Below are 12,602 nucleotides of genomic sequence, written 5' to 3' on the forward strand. Positions count from 1 at the left end.
TGGAATGCGGTGATGGGATGATGCGCATGCTACAGTCCGAATATCGGCAGCCCATTTTCAAATCATGTCACACGAGTCAGTAACGGGTCCGGAGACGCAAGCCCCCAGAAAACCCGAGACGACGTACGCGGTCGCGATCGTCCCAGGTAACCCCGATGCGGTGTTCCAGACTGCTTGCGGTGCACTCCGCGAAGGGTTTACTGTGTACGTCGCTTCAGATGGCCTTGATCCCGAAGTACACCACCTACTCGAGCAGGTGGATGTCCGTGTCGTCGATGGGCTGGAACACCGTCTCCAGACGGATACCAGAGAAGTACTGACGGACACAGCCAAGGCGGACGATGTCGACGGACTCGTGCTCTGTCACGCCGATGAGACCGTCGACTTCGCTGCGTGTCGGCGCTCGCTCGCCGCGTCGTCGTCGTTCGCTATCTCCGCGTCCGACGAGTCCACGTCGTCCGGTCGATTGGTCGGGATCCCCGCCTACAACGAAGCGGTCGGGATCGGGAGTACGATCATCGCTGCACAGCAGTTCGCTGACGAGGTCGTCGTCGTCGACGACGGCAGCTCGGACGACACTGTTGCAATCGCTCGTGATACGGGGGCGACGGTGCTCGAACACGAGGAGAATAAAGGGAAGGGGCGCGCCCTCCAGACGTTCTTCGAGTATGCCCGCTCGTCGAACCACGAGTCGTTCGTCGTGCTTGATGGCGATGGCCAACACCTGCCAGAGGACATTCCGGCCGTCGTTGATCCGGTCGAAACGGAGGATGCGGACGTCGTCATCGGCAGTCGCTATCTCGAGGGAACCGGCGCCGACGAAACGCCGTTCTATCGTCGACTCGGCCAGAAGACGCTCGACTATCTGACCGTCGGCTCGAGCGGAACGAAGCTCTCCGATACCCAGAGCGGGTTTCGGGCGTTTTCGCCGGACGCGGTTGATCGGCTGTCGATCCAGACGGACGGGATGGGCGTCGAAAGCGAGATGATCGGGAACGCGATGGACCACGATCTGACGATTGACGAGGTCGCCATCGACGTCCGGTACGAAGGCGTCGACGGCCAGACGTACAATCCACTGCAGCACGGGCTGCGCGTCGCAACGTTCCTCCTGCAACTCATCCGGGATCGCCATCCATTGGCGTTCTTCGGTGTGCCGGGCTTCCTCTGTACCGCCGCGGGTGTGACGCTCGGTGTGAACGTGATCCTCCTCTACAACAGCGCCGGTACCTTCGCGATCGGCCGCACGCTCGGAGGCATCTTCCTGATGATCGTGGGAGTGCTCGGCGTGTTCTGTGGGCTCGTCCTGAATCGGATGTCGAACATGATTACCGAACTGAAGGAGGTGTCGCGATGACGGCCGATGTCGATGTGACGATCGTGCTGGGGACGCGCCCCGAGATCATCAAGCTCGCGCCCGTCATCCGCGCCTGTGAACAGTACGACGTGGCGTACTCGGTAATCCACACGGGTCAGCACTACTCCGACTCGCTCGATACCGTCTTCTTCGACCAGCTCGAACTCCCGGAGCCTGACCACCACCTCGGCGTCGGATCGGACACGCATGCGAACCAGACGGCCGCAATGATGGTCGGGATCGAGGAGCTCCTGCTTGCGGAAGACCCGGAGGTCGTGCTGGTGCAGGGCGATACGAACTCCGTGCTCGCGGGCGCCATCGCGACGAGCAAACTGGATATCGAGCTCGGCCACATCGAAGCCGGGCTCCGGAGTTTCGACCGATCGATGCCTGAAGAGACGAATCGGATCGTTACGGACCACGTCGGCGACTACTTGTTCGCGCCGACCGAGCAGTCACGCGAGTACCTGCTGGATGAAGGCGTCGACGACGAGCGTATCTACGTCACCGGCAACACCGTCGTCGATGCGGTTGAACAGAACCGGGCGCTCGCCGAACAGAAGAGTGATATACTCAACACTCTGGGAGTCGAACGACGTGAGTTCGCCCTGATGACTGCCCACCGCGCGGAGAACGTTGACGACAAAGACCGATTCAAGGAGCTACTCGATGGTGTCGGGCAGGTGGCGGAAGAGTTGTCAATCGACCTCCTCTATCCGATTCACCCCCGTGCGCGGAGCAAGCTCAATGAGTTCGACCTTGATGTTCATGCTCGTATCCGGCTTATCGAGCCGCAGGACTATTTGGATTTCCTGACGCTCGAGAGTGCAGCTTCGCTCATCCTGACTGACTCCGGCGGCGTTCAGGAGGAAGCTTGTATTCTGGGTGTCCCCTGTGTGACGCTGCGGGAGAACACGGAACGTCCGGAGACGATCGAGGCAGGTGCGAACCGCCTCGTCGGAACGGACCCAAGCCGGATCGTTGATGGGGCCGTCACAGCCGTCACCGACGCTGGTGACTGGCAGAACCCCTTCGGTGACGGCACTGCTGGCGAACGGATTCTGGACGCGCTACCGATTACGATGCGATCAGAGGTGCTACAATGAGTACGATCTGTGTCCATGGACTAGGCTATATCGGCCTGCCGACCGCTGCAATGTTCGCTAATTACGACCACGACGTCATCGGTTACGACGCTGATTCCGAGGTTATAGACCAGCTCAATGACGGTGAAGTCCACTTCGACGAACCTGGTCTGCGAGCGTTCGTGACGCAAGCGCTCGAATCCGGGAATCTTACCGTCAGTGACGAAGTCGTCCCTGCGAAGTACCACATTATCGCTGTGCCGACGCCGTTCGATGACGACACCAAGGAAGCCGACCTGGCGTACGTGAAGACTGCAGGTGAGGCGATCGTACCGCACTTGCGGACGGGCGACACGGTAATTCTGGAGTCGACCGTGCCGCCAGGGACGACTGTCGACGTGTTACAGCCGGTCCTCGAGGAAAGCGGCCTCAATGCGGGCAACGACTTTGCGCTCGTTCACTGCCCCGAGACGGTACTCCCGGGGAACATCATCACCGAACTGCGGGAGAACAATCGTATCATCGGCGGCGTCAACGGCGTCTCAACGCAGGCAGCCGTCCGACTGTACGAGTCGTTCGTCGAAGGCGAGATTCGGACGACGGCAAACGCGACGACCGCCGAGTTCGTCAAACTGATCCAGAACACGTTCCGCGATACGAACATTGCCCTCGCGAACGAGATCGCGATTCTGGCGGACGACTACGGGATCGACTCGCGGGAAGCGATCGACCTGGCGAATCAGCACCCTCGTGTCGATATCCACCAACCCGGGCCGGGGGTTGGCGGCCATTGTCTCCCTATCGATCCCTGGTTCCTCGGCCAGAACTCCGACAAACTGGATCTGATTGAGGTTGCCCGGCAGGTGAACGATGGAATGTCTGAGTACGTCATCGAGATCCTGCAAGACGAACTCGGCTCGGTGGCCGGCAAGAAAATCGCCATTCTAGGTGTGGCGTATAAAGGGAACGTCGGCGATACGCGAATGAGTCCTGGCTTGAAGCTGGCTCGTGACTTGCAGGCAGTGGAATCAACTGAGGCTGACGCGGCAATTGTGGATGGTGGTTCGTCGGTTGATATTGCACTGCACGACCCGCATGTGACTGATTCAACGCTTGATCTCACTGACCTTGATGACGCTGTCAGTGATGCAGATGCAGTTGTGATCACCACTGATCACGATGAATTCGAACAACTCGACCCTCGGCAGATAGGCGATCTCATGAATTGGGATCTGGTCGTTGACACGAAAGCGATCCTTCCGGAAGCACGGTGGCAATCAGCAGACATGACCCTGCGACGTATCTAACCGATGTCTAATACAAGTGAAACAACAACGTGGATCGACCTGGTAAGTCCCTCTCATCCGTTCTTCTTCCGCGCATTAGCTGATGAATTCCCGGAGATGCGACTCCAAACGACTGTCCGGGAGAAAACGGAGACAGTTGCCCTCGCGGCCGAGGCCGGATTTAAGTATCGTGTGGTTGGCAGAGACTTCGATAACCCTCGTCTTCGGAAGTTCGGTATCCCGCTTCGCACTGGGCAACTCGCGCTGTCCGCCCCCCAAGCAGACGTGTCCTTCTCGTCCCGAAATGCGATGTGTATCCTCGCATCCAAGGCAAGGGGAATTCCATCGATACACTTCACAGACAATGACATCACCGCGCATGTCGATGGACTCTCCTTCGAGAAACTCTACAACCGGCTTGAAGCGATGGCGACGCACAACGTCGTCCCGGCAGCCTTCGAGACGAACGAGCTCGTCAAACGCGGTGCGGATCCCGAGAGTGTGCACACCTACGACGGCTACAAGGAAGATATCTACATTGCTGATTTTGAGTCTGATCCGGCGTTTACCGATCAGTTCCCCTTCGAGGAGTATATCGTCGTCCGGCCGGAAGCACTCGACGCTGCCTATGTTGATACTGAGGAGTCACTCGTTCCCGAGTTGCTTGAGGGTGCTGTCGAACGGGATTTGAGTGTCGTTTATCTTCCCCGCGGCCGGGGGGACGAGCGATATGCAGCTCCCTATGACGACACGGAGGTCTACACACCGGATGAAGCACTCAACGGGCTCCAGCTGGCTTGGCACTCGAGATGTATGCTCACTGGGTCCGGCACGATGGCGCGGGAAGCAGCCTGTATGGAGAAACCAGCCGTGTCCTTCTTCCCGAACACGCTACTCTCGGTGGACCGCGAACTCGAAGCTGACGGGCGGATCTTCCATTCACGCGATCCAACTGCGATTTTCGATTATATCGATTCACTCTCAAACCAAGATATTTCACCGGATCTAACGCGATCGAGGACTGTCCGTCAAGAAGTCGCTGAGATTGTCACGGAGATTATCAATGAAGAACACCATCCCTGAGAGCGCTGAGACTGACGACCAGGACGCTGAACGAACGGAGTCTGACGATTCGGTTCCCCGTAGTTCGGAACCTGATAACGCGGCTCCCGATATCGACGTCACGTACGATTTAGAGGACATCTGCGATCGCTGTCTTGAGTGGGCTGCAGCGCAGGAGTATGCAGGCTATGACCCGTACGATGGCTTGAATAGTCCCTATCTCTCTGCCGTCTCAGACAACTGGTTAACACGGCTGATCGGAATCCATACGGTGAACAAATCTCCGATCAATCTCCGGCCGTTGCTCAACGTCCCGAAAGAGCGCAATCCAAAGGGAGTTGCTCTGTTTGCGATGGCGTATTTGAACCGGTACCGCGAGACTGGCCGGGATGCTGACAAAGACACAGCAGAAGACCTTCTTCGCTGGCTCGATCGAAATCGCTCTCCGAATTATGACGACGCCGCATGGGGGTACAACTTTGACTGGCAGAACGCGCGGAAGTTCTTTCTGCCGGAATATTATCCCTCCATTGTCGTCACCGTTTTCGGCGGTCGGGCGTTCCTCGAGTACTACACCGTGACTGGTGTAGAGTGGGCACTTGAGACGGCAAAATCAGCGGCGTCGTTCATCCGCACCCACATTAACCAAGAGCAGGTCAATGGCTTCGACGTATTCACCTACACGCCCTACGATTCGTTCGTCTTGATAAACACGAACGCTCTCGCTGCAGGTTTCTTCTATCGGCTTGGGAACCATACAACTTCGACAGCGTTGTCAGATCGAGCGGAAGAACTCTTCGAGTTTGTTATCGATGCTCAAGCGAGCAGTGGCGGATGGTACTACGCGATGCCTGCTACGGACTCGCATTTGAGCCACGACAACTTCCACACTGGATTCGTTTTGGAGAGCCTCTACGAATATGCGATGGAGCAGTCCGACGATCATCCTGCGAAACGGGCCTATCAGAAAGGCATGGAGTTCTACCAGCAAAACCTGTTTGATGAGAACGGCGCACCTCGCTTTGAAGCCGATCAACGTTACCCCTATGACGCCCACGCCGCTGCTCAAGCAATACTCACCTTCGTCCAACGAGGGTCCGACCGGGACTGGGAGCTTGCGGGCGACGTTTGCCAATGGTCGCTCGATAATCTCTTTGATTCAGAAGGATACTTCTACCGGCGAATCGGGCGTGTCCTTACCGACAAAACACCGTACATGCGGTGGAGTCAAGCTTGGATGTGCTATGCGCTTTCAGCATTTAGTCTCCATAGCACAAAGGCTCTCTCGACTGCTGAAACTGAGTAACGGGAACGTTTCGTATTGTCCCGTGGTCTTTCTGGGTATTGTAGGGATTCACGAATAGCCCGCGCTCAGGATGAGTAGCCATGAAGATGTACGAGTTTGTGTCCACAATCGTAGATAGCGGGTGCCTGCCCTTCTTGTACGAGACTACGGTTTCCCAGGTTTCAAATGAATCGGCAGACGTCGCATGCAGTACACAGGCCTCATGCTGTGGTTCCGTTGCGGGTTCGATCGCAGTCGAGAAAAATACGTGATATTCCCCACTGATTTCCAGTGTCTCTGCGTAATAGACGGGACTTGAGACTGTATGAAGCGTCTCTACAGGTGGGTCTTCGGCGTTAAGATCATTGCGATCGAGTTTCACGATCCGGTTTTCCTCTGTGTATGGACAATCCATCCCCCAAAGGATGGCGGACGGAGTAAACGCAAGGTCGACCGCTCGCCAGAGTTGACTTCCAGTTCCGATGACCTCTAACTCCCCCTCAGAAAGTCGGAGGATCATGGATTCATCGTCCGTATCTCCGGTCGTAATCCACCGATCACCAGTATACGGATCCACTTGTACCGAATGTATATGTCGTGCATCAAATGATGCTATCGTTGTCCACGACACGCCATCGTTCCGACTGGCGAGAAGGCGTGGTTGCTGTGATCGGTCTAATGGATACTCTCCGAGATAGATTATACCTTCGTGGGCACAGAACCCCGACGGGAGGATTCCCATCGGCCCTGAAGAGGCGGGCAATTGGCGGACTGCTACCCAGGAATTTCCGTTGTCTAAACTCCGAAAGAGACGATTCCCTTGCGTTGCATAGAGTTCGTCAGTAGTTACTCGCCAGACGTTTGTGGTCAAATACGGCCCAACTAATTGGGAGAGAACTTCTTTCGTGACGCTGTTCGTCTGGAGCAGTCGACTTAGTGAACCTGTCCGTATCCCGAGACTTGGGAGGTGACTGACCTGGGTGAACTCCAATCCACCTCTTTCATCGTACACATTTTGACTATCTGACGTATATAGCATATCTTCCCAGATTCCTTCTAACTTCATGCTCTCTCTAATTCATGTCCTCGCCTAAACTATTACGGTTGTCATTTATGTGTTTCTGTCATTAAAGGCATAACACCTGATTGATAAGATATATCTGATAGGCTGTCTAATGGGGTAGCAATGCCAGAATCACCGAATGTTCTTTTCCTCGTTCTCGATTCGATGCGGACTGATCGAGTATCATGTTACGGTCATGATCGGAAGACAACTCCAAACCTAGATGAATTTGCTTCGTCGGCAACTCGCTATACGAACGCGTATACTCCCGCGCCGTGGACTCTTCCCACACACACCTCGTTGTTTACCGGCCTCTTTCCCTCTGAACACGGCATCACGAACGCGTTCCCCGATAGTAATCTTCAGCTCTCTCCGGAGATCTCGACACTTGCGGAGAAACTTCGTGATTCAGGGTATCGGACGGCTGGCTTTTCTAACAATCCCTGGGTCGGAAAGACATCGGGACTTGACAGAGGTTTTGACGACTACGTTGAGTGGAACCTCGAAATTGGGAGTGAAGCAACCTCTGCGATCCATTCGACGACTGACCGGCTTGCCTCGCGGTTCAATTCGCTGGTCGGGCATGCAGCTCGTCAGCCGATTTATCTTCTGAAACGTCCCTTCTTTACCGACTCGCTCACGCGGCGAGCGTCGACATGGATTGACACCGCATCCGCTGATGGACAGCCTTGGTTCTGTTTCATGAACCTCATGGAAGCCCACAGTCCGTACTTTCCGCGCAAGTGGGCCTTCCGGGAACTCGGGCTCTCCACACCAGGGCCTATCGAACCCCGGGTGTTGAACACGAAACTACTGGCCTATATCATGGGAAAAGCCGATCTTGAGCCGGACACCCGCGAACGGGTGATGGAGTTCTATGATGCGAGTCTTCGCTATCAGGATCGGAAAGTGGCCGAATTGCTGGACCTTCTTCGAGAGAAGGGCGTGTTCGATGACACGATAATCGTTATTTGTTCTGACCACGGGAAGACGCTCGGTGGATTCGACCGTTCAGAAACTCCGCCTCACTATCTTCGAGATATCAATACCCGTGTTCCGCTGATCGTTAAAGCTCCTGACCAGAACAATGGCGCCCTCGTCAAATCGCCCGTTGAACTTGTCTCTCTTCATCAGTATATCTCAAACGGTGCATCACAAGCAGTCGAAGAGTATCAGCCGGATGCCGACCACGCTCTATTTGAAGACTTTATTCCCCACACGGGGCGGCAAACCCCATATGATGACGTAACCTACTGGCGAGGGTTGGGAACTACTTCGGGGAAGTTCGTCCAGAGTGATACGGACGACAGCTATCTCTTTGACGGCAAAGGATTCGATGAACAGGTCCTTGCTGACTCCGATTCTACGTTACAAAGTAGATTAACAGATGCCCTTTCCAGTCGTATTGATAATCTTGGTAATACGGCTTCGGATGAGGATGGTAATCGGATGGACGATCTAGAGGGAGATGTTCAAGCGCAGCTCAAGGACCTCGGGTATATGAAATAGGATAGCAGACGGAGAGGAGTCTCCTTAGTTTGTGAATACCATCTCAAGTTTTGTTAATATATATATATATATAAATAATTTTTATTTTTATATAAAATATTAATAACAAAATATCGTTATAACTTATTATATAGTGTATGAAATAATATCTTCCCAATCCTGCTCAGCACTTTCGTAAGAGAACGATTGTCCAACTGATATAGCATTCTCTTCAAGCGTGTTGCGTAATTCTTCATCCGTGAGAAGACGTTCCATAGCCTCCACAAAGTCCGATAGGTCACGGTTATCAACCAGTAATACATTTTCCTCATTAGTCGCAATATCTGGAATGTTTCCGATAGATGGTGTTATACAGGCAAGTCCCATAGCCATTGATTCCAAGAGTGAAAGTCCCAGAGCCTCTCGCTTTGACGTCAGTACAAATATACTTGATTTTGAATAGAATTCTACGGGTTCGTTAATCCAACCAGGCAGAGTAACACTATCCGAGAGCTTATACTCTTCTATGACTGCTCGAACGGACTTTTCCAACTCTCCGCTTCCAAGCATTACTGCTTGAACATTATATCCTCGTTCTCGTAGTTCCTTAATTGCGTGAATAAACAACAGAGGATCCTTTTCAGGCGCAAAACGTCCTGACCATACAAAGTCGTATACCACTTCTTTCTTCCTCTTAGGGTTATATTTTTCAGTATCGATCGCATTAGTGAGGATAAATATATTTTCTATCGGTACCCCATATTGGGTGAGCTGAGATTTATGTTCTGTTCCGAGTACTGACAGGGAACCAAATTGTCGGAATACAGTTTTTGGGAATATTCGATACCATGATTGGGCATGAACATCCAAATCAGCTCCAAGGATACCTAAGTGAGTCGGTGTTTTTGATATATTGCCTATGAGCAGAGCATACATGCCATAGGGAAAAAGAGAGAAAGACACTACAAGATCATAATCGTTGGTCACGGCATCTTTAAAAGCTTCAAAGAAGATTAGAATTATCCCTAGCATTCTAAAACCAAATGTTGGTACTTTTTGATACTGTATTTCAACATTCTCATTGGGAGTAAGGCAGACCATTTTAGTTCTGTCAGCAACTGTTGCTAATGGTTCTATGTGGCGCTTGATCTTGTCAGGGTTGGAATGCTCGGAGATGACTAAGACATTTTGGTCAACTGTATCGTTCTTTTCTCTCACACCCATGGGAATAGTATAATATTTTATAAATCCTACGATCTCTCCCACACATTATTCTACACGGTCTAGACCGGAATACGGGAGAGCATCAAAAGTGATATAGGTGTAGAAATTACCTCTTTGAATACATGTCCTCTCTTGCTAATATCGGTCGTCAATTCCTCCTAAAGTCTGGTTCACAAATTGTCTCACTCCTCACTATAATGTATTTTACTCGGATACTTTCTCCAGAACAACTTGGACAATACTTTTACTTTGAATCTTTATTAGGGATGGTGGCTATTTTTGCTGGTTTTGGAATTTCAGGGGCAACTGAAAAATATGTGAGCGAAAAATCTGATAGATCTCTTTGGTTCTCCTCAGGCTTGTTCCTTATTATTTGTACGTCTATTGCTATTTCTGCTCTATTTATTATATTTAATTCTAAGGTCCATGAAATACTTTCTTCTCAGTATCTATTACTATTTATTATAGCGTTAGTATCTACTCGACTCTATTCGATTTATCAACACCTACTACGCGCAGAATTACGTGCCGCTACAGCAGGCAGTATTGATCTGGCACGATTTGTTGTAATATTCGCTATATCTTTCCTCCTCGTAAAGTATGGGCTTGGATCGACTGGACTCATCCTGGGATACATACTTTCTCATGTACTTCTTCTCCCTATTTCTGTCTTTATTTCTAAAACTTCAGTTACTATACCTAGATTCCAGGAGGGGAGAGAGTTGATACATTTTGCTAAGTATTATGCCATCAATGTTCTTGGATCCAAAATATTCTATCTGGCTGATGTTGTGATAATTGGTATACTTCTAACAAAAGCTGATGTGGGGCGTTATGAAATAGCTTGGAGGCTTATATTTGCAGGCATGATGTTGAACAGTATCATTTCAAATACAGTATTTTCCTATATTAGCAAATCATACGGAGAAAATGATACGAAAGGGATCACCAGCGAAATTGGCCAGAGTCTACGCTATATTCTTCTGATCCCCTTTGCCACCGCTGCTGGTGCATTCTTTATAGGTCAAGAAGTCATCTCATTACTTTTCACAGCGGATTACACGACTCCTCGGTTAGTTATTACAATACTGGGGGTTGGATTCATTTTCCAAGCTATTTTTTCTCTGTTCAGTCGATCGCTTATTGCTATAGACAAACCAAAGATGGCTTTTTATGCGACTACGGCTGCCATAACAGTGAATTTAGTAATGAATCTACTATTCATACCTATCTTTGGCAGCCTTGGAGCTGCAACAGCAACAGCAGTCTCGTATGCATTTGCTGCAGTCATCTATTATTTTACACTCCGGCGTTATGTCAAAATATCATTTTCATGGACAAGACTGAAAATACAGTCCTCAGCGGCGATCTTAATGGCAATTGGGTTAGCAAGTACGATAAAATGGATGGGGAAGTCATCAGATATTTTAGTTATAGTATATCTCCTGGGAGGCGGGGCGATCTACATCGTATTGCTCCTATCTTCGCACAAAATTAGATATGATATTATAAAGCTATTGAGGGAAACAAGATATTAACTGGTAGCTTCCTGAATCATTTGTTCTAGGTCTCGAACATTAACTCTTAGATCTGGGCCAACTGAATGACAGTGTAAACAACCATACCAAAATCCATGCTGTTTAGACAGTGAATAATAAACCCGCGTATTCGAATTTCCTCTGAGTAATTCAATTACGGAGACTTCGTCAGAATAGATCAGATCCGTCAAACCTGCCCCATGAGGTGCAACTATCGTATCTGCTTGTGAGAAAAGAGCAACAGTTTCGGCAACGCTCATTTCGGATAGAGTATATCGCTCGAATCCATATTTTTCCAAACATTCCATGACAGCCTCTTCATTCACAACCTGTCGTGCAGAGGCGTCATTACGCGTAATATATACGTTAGAGGTGAATCGGTTTTTACTGACCCGTTTTAATGCTTCAGACCTCATACGTTCACGAAGCCATCCTGTGGAGAGCGCCGACCAGGATCTATGATCTGCTTCCCGTCTGGATGTAGGGAGGATGAGCTTATCGACAGTTGCATATTCTGAGTCCCAAAAAATGAGATCCTCTTCAGAGTATCCTAGCAAGTCGAGTGATTCTAACTGAAAACTTGTTGGATTTGGTCCAATAATTAGCGGTGGGCTGTTTCCGGTTTCTTTCCTATATCGCTCAACTCCTTCAAGCCGAGTGAGAGTTTCTGCAGTCCAATGAAAATACCCCTTATTCCAAGCATTATATAGTAGAACAGCGGAATCAAAGTGATCCGTTTCGGGATTAGAGATCAAGCCCGGATCACGTGAAATATCTTTTATTGTATTGTATATATTTGCTACAAGAACTTGAGGGCTTCCAAGTGGTTCAATTGGGAACTTACCATTTATGACAACTAAAGGATAAGTACCTAGCAATTTTGCCTCAGTCGTCCCCACGTAGGGTTTCGTGATGGTAAAATTCCCCTGCTGATTCATTATCTTTGAGTCGATATAATCGTATGAATCGGGGAGAGGTTTTTCAATCTTTTTAGCCGAATCGTACTCAAACACTTTCCCTTTATCTTGACATATTCGGTATAGTTCTTGATCGTCTATGATCAGGGGGTTATAATCGTTTGTGAGGAAGTTTGCTACGGGTGAAAGCGATATTTGTAAACCTCTTTCATATATCCACTCTGTGGCCGCAGAAATACCATTTTGACGATACTCACTTATTATCTCCTCTCGGAAGGACATACAACCTTACTAGAG

General features: G+C 50.5%; 9 protein-coding genes. 7 read left to right on the top strand and 2 right to left on the bottom strand.

Going from position 1 to position 12,602, the window contains the following annotated elements:
* Positions 1-64: 64 nt before the first annotated feature.
* From D8670_RS03700 to D8670_RS03725, 6 genes are all read left to right on the top strand, one after another.
* Complete coding sequence (locus D8670_RS03700) at positions 65-1,357, top strand: glycosyltransferase family 2 protein (RefSeq protein WP_121816748.1); 1,293 nt, start codon at positions 65-67, stop codon at positions 1,355-1,357.
* The gene (gene wecB, locus D8670_RS03705; protein WP_121816749.1) at positions 1,354-2,463 is read left to right on the top strand and encodes a non-hydrolyzing UDP-N-acetylglucosamine 2-epimerase; all 1,110 of its coding nucleotides are present in this window, start codon (positions 1,354-1,356) and stop codon (positions 2,461-2,463) included. The genes D8670_RS03700 and wecB overlap by 4 nt, the downstream gene beginning before the upstream one ends.
* Entirely contained in the window at positions 2,460-3,749 is a 1,290-nt protein-coding gene (locus tag D8670_RS03710) for a nucleotide sugar dehydrogenase (RefSeq protein ID WP_121816750.1), read from the top strand. The genes wecB and D8670_RS03710 overlap by 4 nt, the downstream gene beginning before the upstream one ends.
* 3 nt (positions 3,750-3,752) lie before the next feature.
* On the top strand, positions 3,753-4,811 hold the full coding sequence (locus D8670_RS03715; protein WP_121816751.1) for a DUF354 domain-containing protein: 1,059 nt from the start codon (positions 3,753-3,755) through the stop codon (positions 4,809-4,811).
* Entirely contained in the window at positions 4,792-6,096 is a 1,305-nt protein-coding gene (locus tag D8670_RS03720; protein ID WP_233752183.1) for an AGE family epimerase/isomerase, read from the top strand. Before D8670_RS03715 ends, D8670_RS03720 begins: the two co-directional genes overlap by 20 nt.
* 1,165 nt (positions 6,097-7,261) lie before the next feature.
* The gene (locus tag D8670_RS03725; RefSeq protein ID WP_121816752.1) at positions 7,262-8,647 is read left to right on the top strand and encodes a sulfatase; all 1,386 of its coding nucleotides are present in this window, start codon (positions 7,262-7,264) and stop codon (positions 8,645-8,647) included.
* A 126-nt stretch (positions 8,648-8,773) separates the two neighbouring features.
* Here the strand turns inward: D8670_RS03725 and D8670_RS03730 are convergent, their stop codons facing one another.
* Positions 8,774-9,844: a glycosyltransferase family 4 protein gene (locus D8670_RS03730; protein ID WP_162994152.1), complete on the bottom strand. Its 1,071-nt coding sequence runs from the start codon at positions 9,842-9,844 to the stop codon at positions 8,774-8,776.
* A 128-nt stretch (positions 9,845-9,972) separates the two neighbouring features.
* Here D8670_RS03730 and D8670_RS03735 point away from each other — a divergent pair, with 128 nt between their 5' ends.
* Positions 9,973-11,388 (top strand): flippase, encoded by a 1,416-nt coding sequence (locus D8670_RS03735; protein WP_121816754.1) that lies wholly within the window; start codon positions 9,973-9,975, stop codon positions 11,386-11,388.
* On the opposite strand, the gene D8670_RS03740 is transcribed toward D8670_RS03735, so the two are convergent.
* Positions 11,385-12,587: a glycosyltransferase family 61 protein gene (locus tag D8670_RS03740; RefSeq protein ID WP_121816755.1), complete on the bottom strand. Its 1,203-nt coding sequence runs from the start codon at positions 12,585-12,587 to the stop codon at positions 11,385-11,387. The two genes, D8670_RS03735 and D8670_RS03740, sit on opposite strands and share 4 nt — an antisense overlap.
* Positions 12,588-12,602: the final 15 nt, after the last annotated feature.

This window comes from Halostella limicola (assembly GCF_003675875.1).
In the GTDB taxonomy this organism is placed as follows: Archaea; Halobacteriota; Halobacteria; order Halobacteriales; family Natronoarchaeaceae; genus Halostella; species Halostella limicola.